The organism is Pseudohaliea sp., from assembly GCF_054552115.1.
This window is the reverse complement of the sequence record NZ_JBTOLW010000003.1, coordinates 1-26,653: the sequence shown is the minus strand read 5'-3', so window position 1 is coordinate 26,653 and position 26,653 is coordinate 1. Positions and strand designations below refer to the sequence as shown.

The 26,653-nt window shown below is 61.6% G+C and carries 19 protein-coding genes; 13 read left to right on the top strand and 6 right to left on the bottom strand.

The window, feature by feature from the left end; translation table 11 throughout:
* Positions 1–12 precede the first annotated feature (12 nt).
* Positions 13–1,668, bottom strand: coding sequence for a DNA repair protein RecN (recN, locus tag ACX93N_RS02540; RefSeq protein ID WP_459426816.1), 1,656 nt, complete (start codon positions 1,666–1,668; stop codon positions 13–15).
* Between the two features lie 135 nt (positions 1,669–1,803).
* On the opposite strand from recN, the gene hrcA reads away from it, so the two are divergent.
* The 12 genes from hrcA (at position 1,804) to ACX93N_RS02480 (ending at position 15,035) form a co-directional block, all read left to right on the top strand.
* On the top strand, positions 1,804–2,835 hold the full coding sequence (gene hrcA, locus ACX93N_RS02535) for a heat-inducible transcriptional repressor HrcA (RefSeq protein ID WP_459426815.1): 1,032 nt from the start codon (positions 1,804–1,806) through the stop codon (positions 2,833–2,835).
* A gap of 132 nt (positions 2,836–2,967) precedes the next feature.
* Positions 2,968–3,636, top strand: coding sequence for a nucleotide exchange factor GrpE (gene grpE / locus ACX93N_RS02530; protein ID WP_459426814.1), 669 nt, complete (start codon positions 2,968–2,970; stop codon positions 3,634–3,636).
* 101 nt (positions 3,637–3,737) lie between these two features.
* Complete coding sequence (gene dnaK, locus ACX93N_RS02525) at positions 3,738–5,675, top strand: molecular chaperone DnaK (RefSeq protein ID WP_459426813.1); 1,938 nt, start codon at positions 3,738–3,740, stop codon at positions 5,673–5,675.
* 109 nt (positions 5,676–5,784) lie between these two features.
* Complete coding sequence (gene dnaJ, locus ACX93N_RS02520; protein WP_459426812.1) at positions 5,785–6,915, top strand: molecular chaperone DnaJ; 1,131 nt, start codon at positions 5,785–5,787, stop codon at positions 6,913–6,915.
* Positions 6,912–7,739, top strand: coding sequence for a 4-hydroxy-tetrahydrodipicolinate reductase (dapB, locus tag ACX93N_RS02515; protein ID WP_459426811.1), 828 nt, complete (start codon positions 6,912–6,914; stop codon positions 7,737–7,739). Before dnaJ ends, dapB begins: the two co-directional genes overlap by 4 nt.
* Positions 7,736–8,611 carry a thioredoxin gene (trxA, locus tag ACX93N_RS02510; protein WP_459426810.1) on the top strand — a complete coding sequence of 292 codons (876 nt, stop codon included), beginning with the start codon at positions 7,736–7,738 and terminating at the stop codon, positions 8,609–8,611. Before dapB ends, trxA begins: the two co-directional genes overlap by 4 nt.
* 216 nt (positions 8,612–8,827) lie before the next feature.
* Positions 8,828–10,006, top strand: coding sequence for an acyl-CoA dehydrogenase family protein (locus ACX93N_RS02505; protein ID WP_459426809.1), 1,179 nt, complete (start codon positions 8,828–8,830; stop codon positions 10,004–10,006).
* Positions 10,007–10,028: 22 nt separating this feature from the next.
* Positions 10,029–11,177 carry an acyl-CoA dehydrogenase family protein gene (locus ACX93N_RS02500; RefSeq protein WP_459426808.1) on the top strand — a complete coding sequence of 383 codons (1,149 nt, stop codon included), beginning with the start codon at positions 10,029–10,031 and terminating at the stop codon, positions 11,175–11,177.
* 17 nt (positions 11,178–11,194) lie between these two features.
* Positions 11,195–11,986 (top strand): SDR family oxidoreductase, encoded by a 792-nt coding sequence (locus ACX93N_RS02495; RefSeq protein ID WP_459426807.1) that lies wholly within the window; start codon positions 11,195–11,197, stop codon positions 11,984–11,986.
* Between the two features lie 27 nt (positions 11,987–12,013).
* Positions 12,014–13,759 carry a bifunctional isocitrate dehydrogenase kinase/phosphatase gene (gene aceK, locus ACX93N_RS02490; protein ID WP_459426806.1) on the top strand — a complete coding sequence of 582 codons (1,746 nt, stop codon included), beginning with the start codon at positions 12,014–12,016 and terminating at the stop codon, positions 13,757–13,759.
* A complete protein-coding gene (locus tag ACX93N_RS02485; RefSeq protein ID WP_459426805.1) occupies positions 13,759–14,466 on the top strand; it encodes a histidine phosphatase family protein in 708 nt (235 codons plus the stop codon). Before aceK ends, ACX93N_RS02485 begins: the two co-directional genes overlap by 1 nt.
* Positions 14,466–15,035 (top strand): histidine phosphatase family protein, encoded by a 570-nt coding sequence (locus tag ACX93N_RS02480; protein WP_459426804.1) that lies wholly within the window; start codon positions 14,466–14,468, stop codon positions 15,033–15,035. The genes ACX93N_RS02485 and ACX93N_RS02480 overlap by 1 nt, the downstream gene beginning before the upstream one ends.
* Here the strand turns inward: ACX93N_RS02480 and ACX93N_RS02475 are convergent.
* The 3 genes from ACX93N_RS02475 to ACX93N_RS02465 all read right to left on the bottom strand — a co-directional run bounded on the left by ACX93N_RS02475 (position 15,028) and on the right by ACX93N_RS02465 (position 17,897).
* Complete coding sequence (locus tag ACX93N_RS02475) at positions 15,028–15,888, bottom strand: acyl-CoA thioesterase (RefSeq protein ID WP_459426803.1); 861 nt, start codon at positions 15,886–15,888, stop codon at positions 15,028–15,030. The two genes, ACX93N_RS02480 and ACX93N_RS02475, sit on opposite strands and share 8 nt — an antisense overlap.
* Before the next feature lie 2 nt (positions 15,889–15,890).
* Positions 15,891–17,192, bottom strand: a complete 1,302-nt coding sequence (locus tag ACX93N_RS02470; protein ID WP_459426802.1) for a TetR/AcrR family transcriptional regulator — start codon at positions 17,190–17,192, stop codon at positions 15,891–15,893.
* Between the two features lie 78 nt (positions 17,193–17,270).
* Positions 17,271–17,897 carry a DNA-3-methyladenine glycosylase I gene (locus ACX93N_RS02465; RefSeq protein ID WP_459426801.1) on the bottom strand — a complete coding sequence of 209 codons (627 nt, stop codon included), beginning with the start codon at positions 17,895–17,897 and terminating at the stop codon, positions 17,271–17,273.
* A gap of 71 nt (positions 17,898–17,968) precedes the next feature.
* Here ACX93N_RS02465 and ACX93N_RS02460 point away from each other — a divergent pair, with 71 nt between their 5' ends.
* Positions 17,969–18,727, top strand: a complete 759-nt coding sequence (locus tag ACX93N_RS02460) for an enoyl-CoA hydratase/isomerase family protein (RefSeq protein ID WP_459426800.1) — start codon at positions 17,969–17,971, stop codon at positions 18,725–18,727.
* Between the two features lie 6 nt (positions 18,728–18,733).
* Here ACX93N_RS02460 and ACX93N_RS02455 read toward each other — a convergent pair whose 3' ends face one another.
* A complete protein-coding gene (locus tag ACX93N_RS02455; RefSeq protein WP_459426799.1) occupies positions 18,734–21,703 on the bottom strand; it encodes a triple tyrosine motif-containing protein in 2,970 nt (989 codons plus the stop codon).
* A 110-nt stretch (positions 21,704–21,813) separates the two neighbouring features.
* The gene (locus ACX93N_RS02450) at positions 21,814–26,193 is read right to left on the bottom strand and encodes a hybrid sensor histidine kinase/response regulator (RefSeq protein WP_459426798.1); all 4,380 of its coding nucleotides are present in this window, start codon (positions 26,191–26,193) and stop codon (positions 21,814–21,816) included.
* Between the last annotated feature and the right edge of the window lie 460 nt (positions 26,194–26,653).

Sequence of the window (26,653 nt, the reverse complement as noted above, 5' to 3'; positions counted from 1 at the left end):
AGACGGGCGGCGTCACCCCGCTGCCGCATCCTCCAGCATTTCCCGCGCGTGGGCCAGGGTCTGGTCCGTCACCTTGACACCGCCGAGCATGCGCGCCACTTCCTCGATCCGTCCCTTCTCGTCCAGCACCGCCAGCGCCGTACGCACAGCCTTGCGGTTGCCCTCCTTGCTCACCTTCAACTGCCGGTGTGCCTGGGCGGCCACCTGCGGCAGGTGGGTCACGCAGAGCACCTGGGCCCCGCTGGCCAGGCGCCGCAGCAGGCGGCCCACAACCTCCGCAACGGCGCCGCCGATGCCGACATCGACCTCGTCGAAGACCATGGTGGGTACCGTGGTGGCGCTGGCCGTCACAACCTGGATGGCAAGGCTGATGCGTGACAGTTCGCCGCCGGAGGCAATGCGGGCCAGCGGCTGAGGGGCCGCGCCCGGATTGGTGGCGATCAGCAGCTCGACGGTTTCCGCCCCCGCCGCGTGGGGGTTGCGTGCCTCCCGCGGCGCGAGCCGGACTTCGAAGCTGCACTGCCCCATGGACAGGCTGTCGAGGCCCTTGCCGGTTTCGCGCAGGAGCTTCTTCGCCGCCTTGCGCCGGGCCGCGGTCAGCTCGGCCGCGGCTTCCTCCCAGGCCTTTTCCAGTTCGCGCTGGCGGGCGGCCAGGGCCTCCGCCTCGGCCTCGCCGCCGCTCAGCCGCGCAAGCTCGGCGGCGAGAGTGGCGTGCTCCTCGCGCAGGGCTTCCGGCCGCACCCGGTGCTTGCGGGCCACGGCGTAGATCTGTTCCAGGCGCTGCTGGGTCGCGGTCAGCCGCTCCGGGTTGATCTCGATGGTGTCCAGGTAGTGCCCGAGGTCGGTCTGCGCCTCGCCCGCCTGGATAGCGACGGACTCGAGCATTTCCCGGGCATTGTCGAGGCCGGCGCCCGGGTGCTGGCCAGCATCGATGAGCCGCCGGGCCCGCTGCGCCGTGGCTTCGAGCTGTTCGCAGAGCTCCCGGGCCTCGCCGGCGCTGGCGAGGATGTCTTCGGCGCCCGCCAGCTGTTTCTCCTCAGCCTCCAGGGTCGCGATCTCGTCTTCACCGAGGGCGAGCTCCTCGAGCTCGCGGACCTGGTATTCGAGGAGCTGCCGCCGTGCCTCGCCCTCGTCGCCGCTACCGCGCAGGGCCTCGAGCGCGTCCCGCGTCTCCTGCCATTCCCGGGCGAGGGCCGCGACGTGGGCGGCGGCCTTGCCTGCGCCGGCATAGCTGTCGAGGAGCTCCCGCTGGACGTCCCGCCGGAGCAGGGACTGGTGGGCGTGCTGGCTGTGGATGTCGGCGAGGTGCCGACCGAGCTCGGCGCACTGCTGCAGCGTCGCGGGACTGCCGTTGATCCAGGCGCGGGAGCGGTCGCCGGCGATGACCCGGCGCAGGATGCACTCTTCTCCGGGCAGCTCGCGCTCGGTGAGCCAGGCGCGGGCGGCGGGCAGGTCTGCGAGGTCGAAGGTGGCGGTGACCTCGGCGCGCTCGCAGCCGGGGCGGATGGCCCTGGGGTCGGCCCGGTCGCCGAGGCAGAGGCCCAGGGCATCGAGCATGATGGACTTGCCGGCACCGGTCTCGCCGGTGATGGCGGTCATGCCCGGCCCAAGCTCCACGTCGAGAGCCTCGACCACCGTGTAATTGCGGATGCCCAGGTGTACCAGCATGGAATCGGTGTGCGCTCTTGGATGACAGGCTGTTATACCGCAGACATCGGCGCCGGGAAACATCGCCGCCGGCTGCTGCTTTGCGCTTCCTGCCCGCTGTGATAAAAGACGGGCATCGAAAGCGACGGAACGGCCGTGCACGAGGATATTTCGGACAGGGCGCGAACGCTCCTCAGGGCACTGGTGCAGCGGCATATCCGCGACGGCCAGCCGGTGGGCTCGCGCACACTGCAGGAGGAGGCGGGGCTGCCGGTCAGTGCCGCCACGATCCGCAATGTCATGTCGGACCTCGAGGAGCGCGGCTATCTTCATTCCCCGCATACCAGCGCCGGGCGCGTGCCCACGGCCCGGGGCTACCGCTTCTTTGTCGACAGCCTGCTCGAAGTCCAGGCCCTCGACGATGCCTCCGTCGATATCCTCCGTGCTGCGCTCAACCCGGACAAGAGCTCGACGGACCTGGTGCAGACCGCGTCCTCCCTGCTCTCGGCAATCACGTCCCAGGCCGGTATCGTCACCGTGCCCCGGCAGGATGCGCAGCAGCTCCGGCAGGTGGAATTCCTGCCGCTGTCGGACCGGCGCGTGCTTGTCATCCTCGTGGTCAACGAGCGGGAGGTACAGAACCGCATCATCCACACGGCACGGGATTTCTCTGACGATGAACTGCGGGCGGCGGCGGCGCTGGTCAACCAGCGCTTCGGAGGGCAGCCACTGGACCGGGTCAAGGCGCAGATCCTCGGCGAAATGCGCGAGGCGCGCAGCCGCATCGATGACTACCTGACGGCGGCGCTGGACCTCGCCAGCCAGGCCCTCGATCCCGAGGAGAGTGACGAGGACTGCCTGGTGGCGGGCGAGGCGCACCTGCTCGACAGCGCCAGCGCAGAGGATGTGGACAAGCTCCGGGAGCTGTTCGAGGTCTTTGAACGCAAGAAGGACCTTCTTCATCTGCTCGAGCGCTGCACCCGCGCCGACGGGGTGCAGATCTTCATCGGCGAGGAGGCGGGTTACGAGGTCTTCGGCGATTTCAGCGTGATTACCGCGCCCTACGGCGATGGGCGCCGGCCCCTCGGAGTACTCGGGGTCATCGGCCCGACGCGCATGGCCTACGACCGGGTGATCCCCATCGTCGACGTGACGTCGCGCATGCTGTCCTCCGCGCTCGCCCGCTGAGTCCTCACGCCGTCGCGCGCCCCGGAGGCGCGTGTCCATGCCCGGTGGCCGCGCAGACACCGGCCCTTGAAAAGCGCGCCGCCGCCCCAATGAAGCTCCCATTGCAAGCGATGACACAAAGGGAGGGAGCGCGTGTCCGACAAGGAGCAGGAAACGCAGGCGCCGCCGGGAGACGCCGCGCAGGATGCAAGGCAGGAAGCCGCACAGCAAGCAGCACAGAAAGCTGCGGCGGAGTTCGCGGAAGTCGCCGGGGCGGGTGCAAGCGGGGACGACGAGGCGGCGAGGGCCGGACAGGATCCCGGGGCGCCGGAGGCGGGCAAGGGCACTGAGGATGCCGCAGCGCTGGCCGACGAACTCCAGGAAGCGCGTGACCAGGTACTGCGTGCGCAGGCCGAGGTGCAGAACACCCGCCGGCGCGCCGAACAGGACGTCGAGCGGGCGCGCAAGTATGCGCTGGAGCGCTTCTGTGGTGAGCTTCTCCCGGTGGTAGACAATCTCGAGCGCGCGCTCGAGGCTGCCTCGGGCGACGACGAGCAGCTCAGGCCCATTGCCGAGGGCGTCGAACTGACCCTGAAGAGCTTCCTGAACGCCCTGGCCAAGTTCAACATCGAGCCGGTGGACCCGGCCGGGGAGCCCTTCGATCCCCAGTACCACCAGGCCATGAGCAGCGTCGAGAATCCCGACGTCGAGCCGAACACCGTCGTTGCAGTGATGCAGAAGGGCTACACCCTCAATGGCCGCCTGGTGCGGCCCGCGATGGTCATGGTCAGCAAGGCCCCGGCCGACGGTTCCGGTTCCTGAGCGGCGCCACCCCGGCCCCTTGAATTTCCCGGTGCCGGGCCAATATAGGCAACAGTTAGCGAAACAGCGGGCCGCCGGCGCGGCCCGAGAGGAGACTTGACATGGGCAAGATCATTGGCATCGACCTGGGTACCACCAACAGCTGCGTGGCGGTCATGGAGGGGGACAAGACCCGGGTCATCGAGAACGCCGAGGGCGACCGCACGACGCCCTCCATCGTCGCCTACACGGAAGACGGTGAAATCCTGGTGGGGCAGAGCGCCAAGCGCCAGGCCGTCACCAATCCGCAGAACACGCTCTTTGCGGTGAAGCGCCTTATCGGCCGCAAGTTCAAGGACGACGTTGTCCAGAAAGACATCAAGATGGTCCCCTACGAGATCGTCGCCGCCGATAACGGCGACGCCTGGGTGGCCGCCAAGGGCGAGAAGATGGCGCCCCCGCAGGTGTCTGCCGAGGTGCTGCGGAAGATGAAGAAGACCGCCGAGGAATACCTCGGCGAAACCGTGACCGAGGCGGTCATCACCGTTCCCGCCTATTTCAACGATTCCCAGCGCCAGGCGACGAAGGATGCCGGCAAGATCGCCGGTCTCGAGGTCAAGCGCATCATCAACGAGCCGACGGCCGCGGCGCTCGCCTATGGCATGGACAAGGCCAAGGGTGACCGGACCATTGCCGTCTACGACCTCGGCGGCGGTACCTTCGACATCTCCATCATCGAGATCGCCGAGGTGGATGGCGAGCACCAGTTCGAGGTGCTGTCCACCAACGGTGATACGTTCCTCGGTGGCGAGGATTTCGACCTGCGCCTCATCGACTACCTGGCGGCGGAATTCAAGAAAGAAAGCGGTATCGACCTCAACAACGATCCGCTGGCCCTGCAGCGCCTGAAGGAGGCGGCAGAGAAGGCCAAGATCGAGCTGTCGAGCTCGCAGCAGACGGAGGTGAACCTACCCTACATCACCGCAGACGCTTCCGGGCCGAAGCACCTGGTAGTGAAGCTGTCGCGCTCCAAGCTCGAGTCCCTGGTGGAAGACCTCGTCACTCGCTCCATGGAGCCGGTGAAGGTGGCCCTGAAGGATGCCGGCCTGTCCCCGAGCGAGATCAACGACGTGATCCTCGTGGGCGGTCAGACGCGCATGCCGCTGGTGCAGAAGCAGGTGGCCGAGTACTTCGGCAAGGACCCGCGCAAGGACGTGAACCCGGACGAGGCTGTCGCCATGGGCGCCGCCATCCAGGGGGCGGTCCTGGCCGGCGACGTGAAGGACGTGCTCCTGCTCGATGTCACGCCCCTGACCCTCGGCATCGAGACCATGGGTGGTGTGGCCACGCCGCTGATCGAGAAGAACACGACGATCCCGACCAAGAAGTCGCAGGTGTTCTCCACGGCGGAGGACAACCAGACCGCCGTGACGATTCACGTGGTGCAGGGCGAGCGTAAGCAGGCAGCCCAGAACAAGTCCCTGGGCCGCTTCGACCTCGCCGACATTCCGCCGGCGCCGCGAGGCATGCCGCAGATCGAGGTGACCTTCGACCTCGACGCCAACGGTATCCTCAACGTGTCTGCCAAGGACAAGGCGACAGGCAAGGAGCAGTCGATTCGAATTACCGCGTCCGGCGGCCTGTCCGAGGACGAGATCGAGAAGATGGTTGCCGACGCCGAGGCGAATGCCGAGGCCGACAAGCAGTTCGAGGAGCTGATCACGGCGCGCAACAGCACCGAGGGTCTCATCCACGCTGCCCGCAAGACCCTGGAAGAGGGCGGTGAGCACGCCACGGACGACGAGAAGGCGGCCATCGAGGCCGCGATCACCGAGGCCGAGGAAGCCGTGAAGGGGAATGACAAGGACGCCATCGACGCGGCGGCCAACAAGCTCACCGAGGCGACGGGCCCCGTCGCCCAGAAGATGTACGCGGCCCAGGCCGAGAGCGCTGAAGGCGCGGCCGGCGCGCAGGGCGACGCCGGTGCCGGTGAGCAGGCTGCCGGTGGTGACGAAGCCGTCGACGCGGAGTTTGAGGAAGTCGACGACGACAAGAAGTAAACTGGCGCTTTCGCGGGGCCCGGCGGGCCCCGCCTAACGCCCCCTTCTGGCGCGGGACCCGGGTTCCCGCGTCGTCGTTTCCGAGCGAGGGGCATTTGCGGGACGGGATATGGCAAAGCGGGACTACTACGAGGTGCTCGGCGTCAGCCGCGGCGCCGATGAAAAGGACATCAAGAAGGCCTACCGCCGGGTAGCCATGAAGTACCACCCGGATCGCAATCCCGACGATCCGGACGCCGACGAGAAGTTCAAGGAAGCCACGGAAGCCTACGACGTCCTCACGGACAGCGAGAAGCGGGCTGCCTACGACCAGTTCGGCCATGCGGGCGTCGACCAGTCCATGGGCGGTGGAGCCGGGGGCTTTGGCGGTGGCAGTTTCAGCGACATTTTCGGCGATGTCTTCGGCGACATCTTCGGCGGTGGTGGCCGGGCGCGCGGGGGACCGCAGCGCGGTGCCGACCTGCGTTACACGCTGGATATCACCCTGGAGCAGGCCGTGCGCGGCACCACCGTGGAAATCCGCGTGCCGGCCCTGGTCTCCTGCAGTACCTGCAACGGCAGCGGCGCAAAGAAGGGCAGTTCACCGACGACCTGCGGCACCTGTGGCGGAATCGGCCAGGTGCGCATGCAGCAGGGCTTCTTCCAGGTGCAGCAGACCTGCCCGACCTGCCGCGGCCGCGGTACGCTCATTTCCGATCCCTGCACGAGTTGCCGCGGCCAGGGGCGGGTCGAGAAGAGCAAGACCCTCTCCGTGAAGGTCCCGCCGGGCGTGGATACGGGCGACCGTATCCGCCTCTCCGGTGAGGGCGAGGCCGGGCCCGAGGGCGGGCCGCCGGGCGATCTCTTCGTGCAGATCTCCGTCAAGCAGCACCCGATCTTCGAGCGCGACGGCAAGAACCTCTACTGCGAGATTCCCATCACCTTCGTCGATGCCGCCCTTGGCGGAGAACTGGAGGTGCCCACGCTGGACGGCCGGGTCAAGCTGAAGATTCCCCCGGAGACCCAGACCGGCAAGCTCTTCCGGCTGCGCGGCAAGGGCGTGCAGCCGGTGCGGGGCGGTGGTGTGGGCGACCTGCTCTGTCGCGCCGTGGTCGAGACGCCGGTGAACCTGAACAAGGAGCAGAAGGAACTCCTGCGCAAGTTCGAGGACAGCCTGGGGCAGGGCGGGCACGCCCAGTCGCCGCGGCAGACCAGCTTCTTCGAGGGCGTCAAGCGCTTCTTTGACGATATGAAACCATGAGTCTGCGCATCGGCATCACCGGCGCCGGCGGCCGCATGGGCCGAACGCTGGTGCAGGCCCTGGGCCAGGCCGGCGACCGCATGCGGCTCGCCGCGGCCCTCGAGCGCCCCGGCAGCAGCCTGCTCGGGGCCGACGCCGGTGAACTCGGCGCTACCGGCGTCAACGGCGTTCTCGTTGGCAGCGATGTCGCTGCGGCCCTCGAGGCCGTGGACGTGCTGGTCGATTTCAGTTCCGTCCCGGGGACGCTCGAAAATGTCGCAGCCTGCCGGGCCCACGGCAAGGCCCTGGTGATCGGCACGACGGGGTTCAGTGCCGGAGAGCTGGCTGAGATCGATGCCGCCGCTGCCGCTATTCCCATCTGCAGGGCCTCCAATTTCAGTACCGGCGTCAACCTCTGCTTCCGCCTCGTCGCGGAAGCCGCCCGCGTCCTCGGCGACGAGGTGGACGTGGAGGTGATCGAGGCGCACCATCGGCACAAGGTGGACGCCCCCTCGGGCACGGCGCTCAGTCTCGGCCAGGAAGCCGCCGCCGCCCTCGGCCGCGATCTGAGCGAGGACGCAGTCTATCACCGGGAGGGCCAGACCGGCGCCCGCCGTCCCGGGAGCATCGGCTTCAGCACGATTCGCGGCGGGGATATCGTCGGTGATCACACCGTACTCTTCGCCGGCGACGGCGAGCGGATCGAGATTACCCACAAGGCCAGCAGCCGGTTGGCCTTTGCCCGCGGCGCCCTGCGCGCTGCCGCCTGGCTTGCAGCGCAGCCCCCGGGCCTTTACGACATGCAGGACGTGCTCGGCCTGCGGCCGAAGGAGGAATCAGTGTGATCGACCAGGCACCGGGGGCGAGCGGCAACGTCGTCGACATCGACGAGAGCAACGCCGCCCATTACCTTATCGACGAGTCGCACAAGCGCCCCGTGGTCATCGATTTCTGGGCGGACTGGTGCGAGCCCTGCAAGACCCTCATGCCCGTGCTCGAGCGCCTCGCGGAAGAGTATCGGGGGGCCTTCCTGCTGGCCCGGGTGAACGCCGACAGCCAGCAGATGATCGCGCAGCAGTTCGGTGTGCGCAGCCTGCCGACGGTGCTGGTGATGCAGCGCGGCCAGCCCGTGGACGGCTTCGCCGGCGCCCAGCCGGAGGCGGCGGTGCGGGAACTGCTGCAGAAGTATCTCCCCTCCCCCTTTGAGGGCGTGCTCGCCGAGGCGGCGGAAAAGCTCCAGGGCGGAGATGCCAGCGGAGCAATCGCCTTGCTGCGGCCGGCTTACGAAGAATCCGGCCGCGAGCACGAGATCGCGATGGTCTACGCCCATGCACTGATCGAAGGCTATCGTCTCGACGAGGCCGAACAGGTGCTCGATGCGGTCAGGATGGTCGACCAGGATGCGGCCTACGAGCAGTGCCGGGCCCAGCTCGCGATCCGCCGCGAGTCTGCGAAGTCGCCGGAAGTGACGGCCCTCGAAGAGCAGCTGGCGGCCGACCCGGACAACCTCGATCTGCGCGCGCAGCTGGCGGTGCACTATACGGATACGGGCCAGTTCCGGGAGGGACTGGAGGCGCTGTTCTTCATCCTGCAACGGCAGCTGGACCACAATGACGGGGCCACGAAGAAAGCCTACCTCGACACCATCGCCTCCCTCGGCAAGGGAGACCCGCTAGCGGCCGAGTTCCAGCGCAAGCTTTACAGCCTTCTCTACTGATCCCGGCGAACCGCCGCGCAAGGGCGCCCACAGGGACGAAGCCCCGCGGGCGGAGCGCCGCCTCTCGCGCCGGGGGATGATGTCCGTCCTCCAGCCCTCTGTGGCGCCGGGGTGCCGCCAGAACACGCTTGTTTCACCTCCCCACACCCGCTAGAGTACTCGGCCGAGGAAAAACATACTCGAAAGTCAAATTGCGGGCACGCAAGGAGAACAACCGTGGATACCAGCTTTTCCGCTGAAGACCTCGCCTTTCGCGACGAGGTTCGCGCCTTTTTCGCCGAGGCCTATGATGACGACCTGCAGGCCCGGCTGGCCGACAAGGGCACGTTTCGTGAAGCCGTCATCGACTGGCAGCGCCGCCTCTACGACAAGGGGTGGATCGCCCCGAACTGGCCGAAGGCCTACGGTGGCGCGGAGTGGACACCGACCCAGAATTTCATTTTTGAGACCGAGCGCGCCGCCGCCGGGGTCCGCGACGTGGTGCCCTTCGGCCTGAAAATGGTCGGCCCGGTGATCTACACCTTCGGCAACGACGAGCAGAAAGAGCGCTTCCTGCCCCGCATCCTGCGCAGTGAAGACTGGTGGTGCCAGGGCTACTCGGAGCCGGGCGCCGGTTCCGACCTGGCTTCCCTGAAAACCCGGGCTGAGCGCGATGGCGACGACTACGTGGTCAATGGCGCCAAGATCTGGACCACCTATGCCCAGTACGCGGACTGGATCTTCTGCCTCGTGCGCACGAGCAGTGAGGGCAAGAAGCAGAACGGCATCTCCTTCCTGCTCATCGACATGCATTCGCCGGGGATCAAGGTGAACCCGATCGTCTCCATCGACAATCACCACAGCCTGAACGAAGTGGAGTTCAACAACGTCCGCGTGCCCGTCGCCAACCTGATCGGCGAAGAGGACAAGGGCTGGACCTACGCGAAGGCCCTGCTTGCCCACGAGCGCACGTCCATCGCAGGTGTGGCCGACTCCAAGCGCGCCCTCGCCGAGGTGCGCGATTTCGCCGCCCAGGAAGAGAACGGCGGCCGCTTCCTCATCGACGACCCGCTGTTCCAGCAGCGCCTCTCCAGCATCGAGATCGAGTTGATGGCTCTCGAGTACACGGAACTGCGCGTGCTCGCCTCCGTGGCGGCGGGGGGCGCGCCGGGGGCCGAATCCTCGCTGCTCAAGATCAAGGGTACGGAGATCCAGCAGGCCATCCAGGAACTGCGCATGGAAGTGGCCGGCTACTACCAGGGCCTGCTCCCCACGGAGCTCTCCCCGGAGGTGCTCGGGCACAGCTTCGGCAGCGACGCCCGCCAGGCCTTCATGTACGGTCGCGCCGCCACGATCTATGGCGGCTCGAACGAGGTACAGAAAAACATCATTGCCAAGGCCGTTCTGGGCCTTTGACAGCCGCCGCGAGGTTAACGACATGAATTTCGACTTTTCCGACGAGCAGGTGATGCTGCGCGACAGCGTGGCGCGTTTCATCCAGGACGACTACGACTTCGACAGCCGCCGCAGGATCGTCGCGTCCGACCTTGGCATGAGCAAGGAAAACTGGGATACCTTCGCCGAGCTGGGCTGGCTTTCCGTGCCTTTTCCCGAGGAGTTCGGCGGCTTCGGCGGCGGCCCCGTGGACCTCATGGTCATGATGGAGGAGTTCGGCAAGGGCCTTGTCGTCGAGCCCTACCTGGCTACGGTGGTCCTCTTCGGCGGCCTGCTCAGGCACGGCGGCAGCGAGGCCCAGCAGTCCGACTTCATCCCGCGCATCATCGAGGGCAGCTGCCTCGGTGCGTTCGCCTACCTGGAGCGCCAGAGCCGCTTCGAGCTCGCCGACGTGAAAACAACGGCCACGCGGCAGGGCGATGACTACCTGCTTCATGGTGAGAAGGTCGTGGTGTTCAACGGCGCCAATGCCGACACGCTGATCGTGTCGGCGCGCACGGCCGGCGAGCAGACCGACGACCACGATATTACCCTGTTCCTGGTGCCGGCCAATGCGCCGGGTGTGGAGATCGTCGACTACCGGCTCATGGACGGCCAGCGTGTCGCCAACGTCGTGCTGCGCGACGTGGCCCTGGGTGCGAGCCATGTGGTCGGGACCGTGGACGAAGGCCTGCCCCTCATGCAGGCGGTGATTCTCGAGGCCTGCGTGGCCCTCGGCGCCGAGGCGCTCGGCATTATGGGCCAGCTGAACGCCAAGACCCTCGAATACACCCGGACCCGCGAGCAGTTCGGAGTGCCGATAGGCAGTTTCCAGGCGCTCCAACACCGCATGGTCGACACCTTCATGTCCTACGAGCAGACGAAGTCGCTCCTGTACCGCGCTGTCTGCGCGCTGGAAAAGAACGACGAGAGCCCGGCCAGGGATGTGCACGCGCTGAAGGTCATGGTCGACAAGGCCGGCAAGCACATTTACGGTGAGGCCATCCAGCTCCACGGCGGTATGGGCATCACCGATGAGCTGGATATCGGCCATTACGCCAAGCGGCTGATGATGATCAACGCGATCTTCGGCAATGGGGATTACCACCAGGGCCGCTTCAACGCCCTGAGCTACGGCAGGAGCGCGGCCTAGGGCTGCCGGGGGTCGCCATGGACATCAAGGACCGGATCGTCGTCGTCACGGGGGGCGGCAACGGCATCGGCAAGGCGCTCTGTGAGTCCTTCGCAAGCGCCGGGGCCGGGGCGGTCGTGGCCGCCGACCTCGACGCCGCTGCGGCCAGGGCAGTGGCCGTGGCGATCGGCGGTGAGGGCCATGGCCTCGACGTCCGCGACGAGGCCGCCGTCAAGGCGCTCGTCGAGGACGTGGAAGCGCGCCATGGCCGCATCGATCTCTTCTGCAGCAACGCAGGCATCATCGCCGGGGACGGCGAACCCTGGTATGCCACCTCTGCCCCGAACGCAACCTGGCAGGCCATGTGGGAGATTCACGTGATGGCGCACGTCTACGCGGCGCGGGCCTGCCTGCCGGCAATGATCGAGCGGGGCGAGGGATACTTCCTCAACACGGCATCTGCCGCGGGACTTCTGAACCAGGTGGGTGATGCGGCCTATTCGACGACCAAGCACGCGGCCATCGGCCTTGCCGAGGCGCTGGCCATTACCCATGGCGATGACGGTATCAGGGTCTCCTGCCTGTGCCCGCAGGCCGTGGACACCCAGATGATCGCCTCCGTGGAAGGCGGTGGCACCGCCGGCGTCGACGGCGTCATCTCCCCGGCGCAGGTGGCGGAGGCCACGCTCGCGGGGCTGGCGGAGGAGCGCTTCCTGATCCTGCCGCACCCGCAGGTCGAGGAGTACCGGCAGCGCAAGGCGCAGGATTACGATCGCTGGCTCGGGGGGATGCGCAAATTGCGCCGCCGCTTCGGCAACCCTACACTCTAGGGCCACTTTCGCGCGACCGGCAATTCCATGGAACGCAAGGAGCGCTTCGCGCGCATTATCCTCAACGGCTTCGAGTCCTATTTCGCCGATTTCCAGAACATCACCCTCGCCGCCCGGACCCGCTTCGAGAACGCGGACTGGCATGGGGTGCAGCAGGGATCCCGGGACCGCATCGACCTCTACAAGGCGAAGGTGGGGGCCGTCCTCGACTACGTGAAGCTGGTGGCCGGTGACCAGCTCGAGAACCTGGATTTCTGGCGCCAGGCCAAGCCGGTTTATGCCGAACTGATCCGCGGTCACAACAACTTCGAGATCGCGGAGACCTTTTTCAACTCTGTGTTCTGCAAGGTACTGGACCACGCGGAGATCCGCGACGACTACGCGTTCGTTTTCTCACCCCAGGGTGACATGCCGCCGTCGGACGTGAGCAAGGTGCTGCGCCGCTATCCCGTGGAGGAGGGCTTCAGGGCAGCTCTCACGCAGCTCCTCGACGACTACCGTTTCAACGTGCCCTGGGAAGATCGCGACCGGGATGTGGGCTTCATTGTCGATGTGATTGACGAGGTGCTGGTGCCGCCGCGCATCGACCTGGGCGCCGGGCCATTGCGCCTTGAGGTGCTGGAACATCACTTCTTCCGCAACAAGAGCGCCTACATCGTCGGGCGCATCGTCGCCGGCGAGGAACAGATGCCCTTTGCGCTGCCGGTGCGCCACAATGAACGTGGCGCCGTCTATGTCGACACGGTACTCTTCGGTGCGGATCGGGTGAGCGTGATCTTCAGTTTCACCCGCAGCTACTTCATGGTCGATGCGTCGATCCCGTCCCAGTACGTGCTGTTCCTGAAGCAGCTCATGCCGGCCAAGCCGATTTCGGAGATCTACAGCGCCATCGGCCACTACAAGCACGGCAAAACCGTCTACCACCGCACGGCCGTACGTCACATGCAGAACACCTCGGATGAGTTCTCCATCGCCCCGGGGATCAAGGGCATGGTCATGCTCGTGTTCACCATGCCGTCCTACGAGTATGTGTTCAAGGTGATCAAGGACCGCTTCACGGCGCCGAAAGAGGTGACCCGGGAAGAGGTCATGCACAAGTACCAGCTGGTGAAGCGCTGGGACCGTGCGGGCCGCATGGCGGATACGCAGGAGTTCCGGAAGCTCGTGTTCGCCCGGGACCAGTTCTCCGACGAACTCATGGATGAACTCTACCGCGAGGCACCATCGCAGATCGAGGAGCGCGGTCGTGCGCTCATCCTCAACCACGTTTACGTGGAGCGGCGCATGGATCCGCTGAACCTCTACCTGCAGCACGCGACGGACGAACAGGTCGACGACGTGATGGATGAGTACGGCAACTCGATCAAGCAGCTCGCCGCGGCCAACATCTTCCCCGGCGACATGCTGCTGAAGAACTTCGGCGTGACCCGCCACGGCCGAGTGGTTTTTTACGACTATGACGAGATCATGCCGCTGACGGAGTGCAATTTCCGCCGCATACCGGAGCCGCGCACGGAAGAAGAGGAAATGTCCGGGCAGCCCTGGTATTCCGTGGGCCCCAACGACGTCTTCCCGGAGGAGTTTCGTCTTTTCTTCTCCGGCAATCAGCGCGCCCGTAAGGCCTTCGATGCGCGTCACAGCGACATCTATGACGTGGAGTTCTGGTGGCGCCTGCAGCGCCAGATCCATGACGGCGTGATCACCACTTTCTACCCGTACCGGCGTCGACTGAGCTTCCCGCGAAAAGACACTGAACTGAAAAGGACCGGCTGATGGCTACGATCTACCTGGTGCGCCATGGGCAGGCGTCCTTTGGTACGGATGATTACGACCGGCTCTCCGAACTCGGTGTTCGCCAGGCCGAGCGAGTGGGTGAGTATTTCCGTGACCACGGCATCGTGCTGGACAGTGCCTACTGCGGCAGCCTGAAGCGCCAGCGGCATACGGCGGAGCGCGTGCTCGCGGCGCAGCCCGGGGAGGTCGCGGTGATGGAGGACCCCCGCTTCGACGAGGTGCGCAACGACGAGCACCTCGAGCACCTCCTGCCCATCGTGCTCGAGGGAAACGAGCGGCTGCAGGCCGTGGTGGACCGTGGCCTCAGGTCGTCCAAGGATTATCAGAAGGTGATTGACGCAGTGTTCAACTACTGGGTCTCGGACGCCTGCAAGGTACCGCAGATCCAGAGCTGGTCCGATTACTCCGGCGGCGTGCGGGCCGCGATGAAGGACCTCATGGCGCGGGAGGGGGCGGGCAAGACCGTGGCCGTGTTTACCTCCGGAGGTACGATCGCCACCATCGTTGCGGGCGTGCTTGGTCTCGACGGGAGCCACGCCTACAAGTTCTACGAGCCGGTCTTCAACTGCTCCGTGACGCAGCTCTTTTACAGCCGCGAGCGCGTCTCGCTCTCCTACTTCAACGACTGCTCCTTTCTGCGCGTCCTCGGCCGGCAGCGTGACGAGGACCTGGTGACGTACCGCTGATGGCGGCAGGCATCCGATGCTTACTCGTTCGGCACGGTGAGGCCGCGGCGCACTGGGGCGCAGACGAGGATCCGGGGCTGTCCGCCCTAGGGCGCCGACAGGCGGAACGGGTGGCAGAGGAGTTGCTGGCCCTGGATGTGTCGGGGGACTGCGCCATTCTTTCCAGCCCCCGGGCGCGGGCGCGGGAAACCGCGGCTCCTTTCGCCGCCCGGGCGCGTCGCGAGGTCAAGCTCGCGCCGGCTTTCCGGGAGATACCGGCACCGGTTCCCCTGGCGGAACGCCGTGAGTGGCTGCGGGGGTTCCTGCGCGCGCGCTGGTCCTCGTGCCATCACCCCGAGGTGCTGGCCTGGCGCCAGGGCCTGCTCGATGAGCTTTGCGGGCTCGACCGCTCGGCGGTGATTTTTACGCACTTCCTGGTGATCAATACCGTTGTGGCCCATGCCCGTGCGCAGGATGACGTGCTGGCCTTCTGGCCGGACAATGGCTCCGTGCACGAGCTCGCGATCCTGCCGGGAGGCCGGCTTCAGGTGAGGCGGCTGGGCGCTGAGCTGGAGACCGTCGTCAACTAGCCTCGCGCCGCCGGATGAGGGCCTCCTGGGCCGTGGAGGCGACCAGGCGTCCGTCGCGGGTGAAGAACTGCCCGCGGCAGAAGCCGCGTCCGCCGCTCGCGTTGGGGCTGTCCATCGCGTAGAGAAGGTACTCGTCAGTACGCGCAGGGCGGTGGAACCACAACGCGTGATCCAGGCTCGCGACCTGCATGCCGGGGCTCTGGGCCGTATAGGGGTGTGGTAGCAGCGACGCCCCGAGCAGCGCGAAGTCCGAGATGAAGGCGAGCAGCACCTGGTGCCGGCGCGGATCGGCGCCGACCTCGCCGCTGGCCCGGAACCAGCTGTACTGCACTGGTTCCTGCGGTTGCGGGTTGTCGTAATCGCGCCGGTTCACCACGCGGCGCTCGATGGCCTGGGCCAGGGGGGCGGGATAGCGGTCGGGATTCTCCTGGTGCTTGCGCATCCAGAAGTCGTAGTCCGATTCCAGTTCCTCCGGCGGCGTGACCGTCACCGGGCGGGCCTGGTGCTCCAGGCCAGGTTCGCTGCGCTGGAGGGAGACAGCCGTGTTGAAGATGGCCCGCCCATCCTGCTTGGCAACCACGCGGCGCGTCGCGAAGCTGCGCCCGTCGCGGATCGGGTCAACTTCAAAGACGATCTGCCGGGAAGGATCACCGGGGCGCAGGAAGTAGGCGTGCATGCTGTGCGCCTCGAAAGCCTCGTCCACCGAGCGCAGGGCGGCATTCAGCGATTGCGCGAGGACCTGGCCACCGAAGATCCGACGCGGCCGGGCGGGGCTCTGCCCGGTAAACAGGTAGCGGTCCACACGCTGTACTTCCAGGTACTCGATAAGCCGCTCGATGGGTCCGTGGTCCATAGTCAGTCCGTTACCGCTGTGGGCTCGCGGGGCAGGAGCCCGTTGAAGAAAACGTCGAAATAGTCCCGCGCCGCTTCGTCGATGTTGTCGACGCGGCGCCATAGCGAGATATCCATGGAAGCATTGATAGCGCCTGCGAGCAGGTTGCGTGCCACCAGCGGGTCTACGGCTCTGATACTGCCGTCGTTTACCCCCTGGATGAGAAAGTCGAGAAAATGGTTGTTGGCTGCGTCCGTGCGGGCAAGGACTTCCAGCCGCCGGGCGGTGGGGAGGGCCGTAATGGTGTTGTAACGGATAAGGGGGCCAAGGTCCGAGTTCTGGATGAGGAAGGTACGCCGGCTCGCATAGTCGATCTTCTCGATGCCGGTGCTGCCCGCGCTCTCGGCCTCCCGGTACACGCGCTCAACGATTGCGAGGGAGTGATTGTAGCAATTGTAGAGCAGGTCTTCCTTGTTGCGGATATGGTAGTAGAAAGCCCCTTTGGAAACGTGCAGGTAATCGGCGATCTCATCAAGGGAGGCGCCATTGAACCCCTTCTTGTTGAACAGCCAGGTGCCGGCCTTGTAAAACGCTTCCTGCTTCAGCCGGTTCTGTTCGTCGCGGTCGAAGCCGCCGGCGGCGACAGCTCTGTCGACGTCCGCGGGCCCCAGGGCGCTGTGATAGCAACCCCGGCCGGCGTAGAGTCCGTGCAGCAGGAGATCCGCCGCCTGGCGAGCCGCCGCGCTGACGCCGTCTTCCGGGACGCTGTGCAGCCAGTGAAAGAGCCAGTCCAGGGAGCCGATAAGGGCGCGGGTCATCGAGGTGCTGTCGCCCTCGCGCAGCGAGCCGTCGGCCATGCCGGCCCGGAGATAGCCTCGCAGACGCTTGAAAAGATCGATATAGGCGCTTTCGACCGCACGCCGGTGCTCATCATTGAGTGATGCAATCTCGAGAAGTGCTGCAAGGTGCACGTCGCGGCCGTTGCGGGCATCTGTCCACTGCTCGAACTGCCGCTGGAGAAAGCCCGCGATCCGCTCGACGGGAACCGGGGTCTGCTCTTCCAACGTGTCGAGCGCCAGGTGTTGCCGCTGCAGCGTCGCCAGGTAGCACTGGTAGATCAGCTCTTCCTTGGTGCGGACGTAGTAATAGAGGCTGGTTTTGGTAAGACCCAGGCTTGCGGCGATATCCTGCAGCGTCGTTGCCCGGGAGCCCTTGCCGTTGAAGAGACGGGCTGCCTCGGAAAGGATCGCCGTGCGCTTGGCGTCGTGTTGCGCCTGCCGGTTGAAGGGCCGGGCGCGAGAAATGTCTGGCTCGCTGCTGCTCATGCTGCGCCGGCGCTGCTCCCGCAGTGGCTTGACTGAATAGTTGGAAATTCCAACTTTAAGTATTTTATTTGTGCCTGTCTAGGAAGCGACCCGGCCCGGCCCTGTGAACCGGCTTCCCAGCTGGCGACATTCCTCGTGGCGAAAGCAGTGGACGAGATGGTCATTGACCATGCCGACAGCCTGCATGAAGGCATAGCAGATCGTAGGGCCGACGAAGGTGAAGCCGGCGCGTTTCAACTCCCGGCTGAGCTGCTGAGAAAGGGGCGTTTCCGCGGGAACGTCTACGTGCCGCTCCCAGCGGTTCTGTACCGGCTTCCCGTCGACCCGCTCCCAGAGGAAGTGCGCGAGCCCGGGCCCGCTCTCCGCCAGCGCGATCGCCGCCCGGGCATTGGTCACTACTGACCGGATCTTGAGGCGGTTGCGAACAATGTCTTTAGACGCAGCGGCTGCTGCGAGGTCATTCCCGGTCCAGCGTGCGAGACGTTCCAGATCGAACCCCTGGAAAACCCGGCGGTAGCCGTCGCGTTTTCGCAGGATTGTCAGCCAGGACAGGCCCGCTTGCGCACCCTCGAGAGAGAGGAACTCGAAGAGCCGTGCCTCGTCGGCTGTCGGCACGCCCCACTCTTCGTCGTGGTAGGCCCGGTAGTCGGAGAGGTCGCCGCACCAGGGGCACCGCGCCCTGTCATTCCTGTCGTCGCCTGGCACTGCTGCTGTGCTCCTCCGTGGCGGCCCAAAGGTCCTTGTGCCAGAATATCAGCGCCCAGCGAGGAGGGGATATGTCAGAAACGGTTACCTTCAGCGTTGACCAACACGTCGCGCGCCTCACCCTCAACAACCCCGAGAAGCATAATGCACTCGGGCGGAAGGAGCTGGATGCCCTGCGCTCGGCTGTCGCCGAGGTTGCAACGAGCGAGAGCGTGCGCGTGCTGGTACTCACCGGCGAAGGGGACAAAACCTTCTGTGCGGGGGCCTCGTTGCAGGAACTCAATGCGGGCGCGCTTCGTGGCGACGACTACCAGGACATGACCGACGCCATCGCCGCCCTTGCGATACCCACGATCTGCGCGATCAGTGGCAACGTCTTCGGTGGCGGTGTTGAACTGGCCCTCAGCTGCGACTTTCGCATCGGTATCGAGGGAACACGAATGCGTGTACCGGCGGCGTCGATCGGCCTCTGCTACCCGGTGCGGGGAATCGAGCGGTTCGTACAGCGCCTCGGTCCTGGCGTGGCGAAGCGCATCCTCGTGGCCTCGGAAACGCTGAATGCCGATGAAATGCTGCGTGTCGGCTTCCTTGACCACCTCGTCATGCCGGCGCAGCTGGAGCAGACCGTCACCAGCTACGCCAGGCAACTGGCCGGCCTGGCGCCACTGTCCGTGCGCGCCATGAAGCAGATCATCGGGAGCGTTGCTGCTGGTACGCTGGACCCTGAAGAAGCCGGGAAGCTCGCGGCGCACTGTGAAGCCTCGGAAGACCTTATCGAGGGCTTCGCGGCGCAGCAGGAAAAGCGGCCCCCGCAGTTCAGCGGCCGCTGACGCTCTTCAGGCTACGGCATCCTCCGGCAGTGGTAGCTCGACCCGCAATGAGGTGCCTCCACGCTCCGTATTGTGCTCAAGTCGCCCACCGTAATGACGGGTCACCGCACGTATCAGCGAAAAGCCGGAAGTTTCGTATTCTTCCAGTGAAACCTCCGCAGGCAAGCCTATGCCGTTATCCTCTGCAATGACGATTGCAGTAATGACTTTTGCCGCCGGATCCGGCTCGAGCTCAAACGCCAGGCGCAGGAAATTGCCATGGTCCCGGCCAACAAAGGCGTGGTCCAGCGCATTCGCCAACAATTCGTAAACCACCGTTGCCAGCCTGGCCCCGTGCTCCGCGTCGACGAGTGTATCGCTGACCTCGTTGATAAGCGTAACCGTGGTCCCCCGACGACGGCGGGCCAGTAACATAGAACTACACTCATCCGTAAAGCTCCGAAGGTCGGCAAGAACGCGATCATCCCGGTAGCGCAGCGTATGCTCCAGGCACATGAAGGCCTCAATGCGCTCAAGAGAAACCTTCGCCATCTCTGACGACAACACGTCGGGCAGTGATTCCGCCTGTTGCTCGACAACCTCACTGATCCAGCTCAGCGTCGCCACATTCGTTTTGGTGATATTCTCCAGGAGCCGCGACTGCGTTTCGACTTCTTCCTGCATGTCCTCCATCGCCTGCTCCGCGGTGGCAGTCATTTCTCGGGCGAGTTGGTTGGCGCGATGGGAGACGACGATCGTGGCATAATAATGTCTTGAAACGATCGTGAGTGCCGCTAAGAGAAGTACGTAGAGGCCCAGTGCGGGTGCCGATCGCCAGGCCGGACCCGCGACATCAACATTCAAGCTTGCCCCACCTTTCTCCCAACTTCCGTCCGGGCTTTTTGCTTGGACCTCAAATCGATAGTTGCCGGGCGGCAAACTTGTGTAGGTCGCTTCGCTATTCGGCTTGCTAAAAACCCACTTTGTATCAAAGCCCGAGAGCTTATAACGCACTGCCGCGGCCGGATTCTCGAAGTAGTGATCAGTGAAGAATTGAAAATTTAGATACTTGTCCGTACTTCTAAGAAAAACTGAGCTTTTTTTGGCTGACCTACGAGTGAGATGATGCCTCTCTGGCCCTATTTCGACACGCGAAATGAAGCTCTGTATCTTTAGGCTCTTGTGCTGTACCTCCTCGGGCATGAATCTATTGAAACCATTGCTTCCACCGAAGTATAGATATCCAGAGGAGTGAAGAAGTGAGGCGCCAAAGTTAAAATCATTTCCTTGCAAGCCATCGTACTTTGTGAACCTCCGCAAGGCCTCAGAAGCCAAGTGAAGCTCATATATCCCTGTTGAGGTCGATAGCCACACTGTTGGGCCGATTTCAACGATAGCATAAACGGACGACTCGGAAAGTGTTGGCTTGGAAAGCGAGGAGAAATGAATTTTTTCGTTAGTTGGATCGTAATTCCTGTCAGATATCCACACGCCACCATTCTGGAAGCCGAGTAGGATGGTACCGTCTCGCATTATCGCGGATGAAAGGATGCGGGTGGCTGCGCTTGAGGCGGGAGGTTGGATGCCACCACAGATGAAGTTCGCAGCAAGACACAGAATTAAAGCCTTTCGCTCGCTGGTGACCAGCAGTTTATCATCGCTGAGCGGTGTAATAGACGTTATCGGAGATTCAAAATCAATATTCGCGTCCGATACTCTGTCTAGCTCTATATGGTCTCCATTGGTGGCGAGAGTAAACAAATCTCCTGAAGCGGTGCCCCCATAGATCTTGTTTTTGGAAACACTAGACAATACGGTAAATGGTGCACCAAAGTCTTTCTGTTGATATATAATTTGTGCTTTACTCGTTGGGGCTGAAAAGACTGCAAGCCCGTAGTTGCGTTCAGCTGCGACTATTTTTTGTCCTAGCCTGGCTGACGTCATGATCTTTGAGAAGGAGGGGGAGCCTTTCACGGACAGCTTCACAAAGCGATGGCCTTCTAAGACATGCGGATGAAAGATGTAGGCGCCCCCATATGTTCCCACAAGTACAGCGCCATTTGGGAATTCAGAAAAAGTAAGCACTTCGCTGTTCACATCATGGGTGTCGGCGTTAAAAGTCTGAAAGCCACTAGCGCCGTAAGCATGCAGCCCGGAATAGGTAGAGATCCATACGTCCTTTCCGTCTATGTCGACTGCCGTGACGTGAATCTCGGGCGCCAGCAATTGTATCTGACCGCTCGGCTCAAGAAGATATAGTCCACTATCACTTCCCACGATAAACCCAGTGCCGACAGGCTGTACGGCGGTGATGCGACACGGTTGGTTGCTGCAAATCTTCCAGGTGTTAGCAGGGCTCGTGCTATAAGTTGCATCCAGCACAACAATTGCCCCAGAAGAGAGCCCAATGACCAAGCGGTCGTCCCGGTCACGGGATACTGAAAGAGGCGTTGATTGATGAAGCCATTTTCCCTTTTCCACCACGATCTCCCAGGATCCACTTTCGTCCCGGCACTGAATTGCACCGACACGCCCGAAGCATACGCGCCCCTTTCGATCAAAAGAAAAACCGGTGGTGACCTTGCCCTGCATGCGAAACCGCTGGCGTCGGACTAGATGCCGTGTTTCTTGGTTGACCCAAAGAATTTGAACCGATGCGCCGTGTGCTACCCAGAGCTTCCCGCCTTCTCCGACTGCCAAGGCGGATGCGCCGTCCATCAAGGCGATCTCAATGGGCTGCAAGTTTTCGTCATTTACATCAAAGCCGAAGAGCCCTGAATTGGCAGTGAGGACAAAAACGTTTTTACTTTTGTCGCTTGCGATGGCGACTATATCCGCATTCCAGGGCGCTTCAGAAGTGACTTTGGACCCTCTATTTGGCTGCCACCTTCGCCTGCCCTCAAAAATCTCCAGGCCTGTTTGGCTGCCAACCCAAAGCCTCCCTTCGCTGTCAGCGTGTACCGACCTGACCGCTTTTTCTCCAATTAGGTCTGCCACGATAGGGTCAATTTCTGAAAGGAATGGGTGGGCTTCAAGGCTTGAGCTAAGGCCTAGTCCGGCCACGAAGAGGAGCGTGACTAAGGCGAGCATGGGTGGAGGGTCAAAAGCTATTTCTCGGCAGGGTTCGAGTTCCGTTTTTCTCTGTACTTCGAGGCGGTACTCTTAAATTCACTACTAAATGCACGTAAACGCCGCGCTGCCGCTTGGGCTGACTCCGGGGAAACACTTTGGTGACTCCTCTCAATCTCCTCAAATAGTAATCTTACCTTCTCTGCTCCAAGGCTAGCGGACATTGATTTAAGCGCATGAGCTACTTTTCTTAACGCTTCAGGATCCTCGCTCTCTACAGCGTGGACGAGTTCCTCTTCTTTCTGTCTTGTTTGGTGAATAAACCCATCCAGCAAGTCGGGTAGAATTGCGTTGCCGGTTTGATCTTCTATGGTAAGAATGCCATCGATGACCTCTGTGGCGAGGATTTGATTAGGGCGATCAGGATCTTTAGACTCGCCACCTTCTTCATTCCCCGATGCCATGCTTCGAGCTACTTGTTTTACATCGATCTGAAGAGAGGACCCGTCTGGACTAGTAAGGAACCGCTGCATGCAGCCTCTTATCTCCTGTAAAGTGAATGGTTTGTTGATGTAGTCGTCCATGCCTGCCTCGATGGCTCGGGCTTTTTCGGATTTCTCTCCACCGGCAGTCAACGCGATAACTGGCGTACGTTGCTCTCCATTATCCTCTTCAAAAGAGCGGATAGCCTGAGCGGCCTCAAATCCATCCATCTCGGGCATTTGGCAGTCCATAAATACGATGTCGAACATCTCTATGCTCAGCGACTCTAGAGCTTCACGACCATTGTTCGCGACCGTTACGCTCGCTCCCAGAAGGTCAAGCATAGATTTTGCGATCTCTTGATTTATCTTCACATCCTCGACTACAAGAACCTTTGGTCCACGCTCGTCGTCAAATGAGGCGTCGAGGTCTCTGCACCGGGTTTTGCTGGTTTCATCCCCTGGCTCGCTAAATTGCCCTGTCGTTATGGCTCTTACGACCGCTTGCACTGTCAACGGCGTTGTGACTTGACTGACCCCGAAAGGATATTTCGACTTCGCGGGCCTGTTTGGAGTTGCGTTGACGTGAATTAGGCGGCCGAATCCCTCTTGGGTGGAGGGCAATTGCTCTTTATCGAAAAAATACGCAGTGTGACTAGTTGCCTCGTTGACACCCAGGCTGCCCGAAGATGTTACTTGTGTTACACCGAGAAAATCTAGAATGTTTGAAACTGCTTCATATGTAAGTCGGTTTTCTATCTCCACATGTGCACTGATAGGCTGGGGCAAATGTGGCCTCTCTAATTGTGTGCCTTTCTTAAAGGGTAAAAGTACGTCAAAGGTCGTACCCTTGCCTAGGGCGGATCTGCACTCGAGCCGACCATTCATTGCTTCGACAAGTTGCTTTGTTATGGTGAGCCCAAGGCCGGTTCCTCCAAACTTTCTGGTCGTGCTTGCGTCTGCCTGAGTGAAAGAGTCAAATACCTTTCCAAGAGTTGACTCATCCATACCAATGCCTGTGTCGGCTATTTGATAGTGGATCATTTCATAGTCCGATTCATCGTCCGAGGAGAAGGCACGTAGTCTGCATACTACGTGCCCCGAATCGGTAAACTTAATAGCATTACCTATAATGTTGTTGAGTATTTGCCTTGTTCTGCCTGGATCGCCGTATATGCGGGTGTTCAACTCATGCGAGGATATGAGGTGCAGTTCTAATCCTTTGTTGTGCGCGGTGCTGCTGTGTAAGTAGCATATTTCTTCCACGAGAGCTTCAGCATCGAACTCAATACTCTCAAGCTCAATTTTCTGTGCTTCTATCTTCGAAAAATCTAGGATTGAATTAATAAGGGTAAGTAGGGACTCGCCGCTTGATTTTGCGGCTTTCGCAAACTCTGCTTGCTGCTCTGACAGCTGGGTTTGTAGCAGAAGATCAGTCATGCCGATCATTCCATGCATTGGTGTTCGAATTTCGTGACTCATTGCAGCTAGAAACTCTGATTTGGCTTTAGTTGCGTTTTCTGCAGCGACACGTGCTTCTTGAAGGTCAGCGGTCCTTTCCCGGACCATTATCTCAAGTTCTCTCCGGCGTTTTTCGGCGTCGACGCGCTTTCTGTCCTGCGCACGCCATAGGAGTAGAGCCGAAAAAATTAGCGCTGTCGCGTAGCCCGCATATGCCCAACTGGTGAGCCAAAATGGTGGCGATACCTGTATTGCGAGTTCCCGGCGGTTTTTGCTCCATTGGCCATCAGAATTTGTACCCTCTACGATAAGGCTGTATTCCCCGGGAGAAAGCCCGGATAATGAAACTTGCCTGTTCGTGCCTAGTTCGATCCAGTTTTCGCTTAGCCCGGCTACCTTATACCTATACTTGTTAAGAGAAGGGTTCTTGTAGTCGAGCGAGGAGAATGTCAGTGTCGTAAAGCCGTAATTGTAAGGTAGCGTCAGTTTGTCAACCTGATAGTACGGTCTATCAAAGTACTTCTGCTCGTTTAGAATTTTGATTGAGGTTATCCGCACCGGCGGATTCCAATTTCTTCGCTGAGCGGAACTCGGGTCTACGATGTTGAAACCGAACGGGCCTCCGAAGTAGAGCCTATTCATATTATCTCTGAATACCGCTGCGTGGTTGAATTCAGGGCCCTGCAGTCCGTCAGTTTGGTCGAAGTTTTTGGTTTCAAGGGTGTTTGGGTTTAGCCTGCTGATTCCGCGATTATGAGAAATCCAGATGTCGCCATTTTCATCGCTGGTGATGGTGTAAATGTCGGCGCTTGGCAAGCCGACATTTTCTGAGTATTGCGTGAAGTTTTCGCGAAGCCTCTGGCGGTCGTCTTGCGTCCACTTGTTTAGGCCTCCGCTTTGCGTGCCTATCCAGAGGTTTCTGTTTTTGTCTTCGTGTAACGTCCAAGCCATATCACTTGAGAGCGAGGTGGGGCGATCGTAGCGAAAGTTGAAACGAACAAACGAGCCTTCGCTTTGGATGAATTTGTTTAGTCCGTTTTCTGTTCCCACCCAGACGTCCCCAGTCGAGTCCCTGAGTAATGCTATTACCCTATTGGAACTAATGCTTTCTTTGTTTGCGTCATCGCGCCGGTGGTGTGTAAAAGTCCCACTTTCTACATCTAGCTCGTTTAAGCCTCCGCCGTAGGTTCCAATGAGTATGGTTCGGTGATCTAAGCGCAAAAGGGAGGTCACACCATCGGCGCTTAAACTGTTTGGTTGTGTAATCAATCGCTTATAGTGTGTGATTTCCTTGTTTTTTCTGTCTATAAAGAAAAGCCCGTCATTTATTGTGCCAGCCCATAAGTTGTTGCCGTCTGCCATAAGGCTCATGATTCGTGAAGCCGGCAAGTCAAAGCTAGCTGGATTGGCTTGTAGCGGCGTCGAGTCCTCCGCAGTGAGGGGAAGCATTGACGCTATTCCACCATCGGTGGCGATCCATAGTGTGCCGTCAGAGGTTTGCGCGAAGGCATTGGTAGAGTCGCTTGGTAGGCCCTCCTGTGTGCTGACGGTAGTAAAGATGGACGGAGTGCCCTTAGCAAGTCCGCTGTAGGTTCCGGCCCAAACGAGTCCCTGATCAGTATGGTAAATTGAAAAAACCTGATTGTCGGGCAAGCCAGAGTTGTCTGTGCCAAGTCTTTCAAGCGTTTTCTGGTCTTTAGATAAGATGTACAAGCCATCTGAGGCGCCTATCCAAAGTTTGCCTTCATGGTCGAGGGCTGAAGCGTAAGTCTCTAGCGGTTGAGCCGAGTCGCCGAGAATCTCTGAGGTGGTAAATCTATAACGTCGCGCGGTCGGATCTAGCTTCACGATTCCGTGTGACAAGCTGGATAGCCACAATATTCCATTCTCATCAATTTCGATATCTACTACGTCGGTTACTTTGCTCTCTTCAGTGCCTTTTGAATATAGCTCAATCTCCTTCATCACCGTGCCCGATTGGTCCGTATAGAAGAGGCCCTCGTTTTCAACCGCGAGCCAGATTTGACCATCTGGACCTTGGTTAATGCTCCGTACGGCGGCTGAAGGGTTTAGGAACGCCTTAGGGACATGATGAAACTTGTTAGTTGCGAAATCGAAGCGTGAAATCCCGGCGCCTTCTCCGTAACCAAGCCAGAGAGTGCCCTGGTCGTCGCCGTATAGGGACATGATTACGTTTGATAGAGGACGCAGGGAACCTGGAGCCTCGTCATTAGATGTGATCGCGGTGAAGCGATACGTCGCTGTGTCAAGTTTGTTAAGGCCACCTCCGGCTGTTGCAATCCAGAGATCACCGTTTGAGCCTTCTGCCATTGCAGTAATAGATTGGTGTGATAGATCGCCTGTTATTCGGTTAGACGCTCGGAACCTTATCACTTCGCTTCCATCGTACCGATTCAGGCCTTCTTGAGTTAGCAGCCAGAGAAATCCTGCGGAGTCCTCAAAGATCCCGCGCACGGTTTGCTGAGAGAGTTCACGTGAGGCATCGGATCGTGTGAAAGTGTAGTTTGCCCCCTTAGTCGAAGGCGCTGCAGCGAGGGCGAGAAGCAATAAGAAAACTAGTTGGCGTGGGGATGCGGTCACGTGACTCAGCCGTTTTTTTGACGAGTCCAAAGCATATCAACACAGAGAGGCTCAGGGTACGTCTTGCTTGGTCGCGCGACAAACGAAAAAGGGGGCCGCTGAGGCCCCCTTTTGAATCTGCGAACGTATGGATCGTTCGCTGTATGTAGCTTGTTCAGTTGTTAAGTGGTTAGCGGATGCCCCAGCGGTAGCCTGCCTGGTCTGCATCGCTGCGGATGCCCCAGCGGTAGCCTGCCTGGACTGCATCGCTGCGGATGCCCCAGCGGTAGCCTGCCTGGTCTGCATCGCTGCGGATGCCCCAGCGGTAGCCTGCCTGGTCTGCATCGCTGCGGAT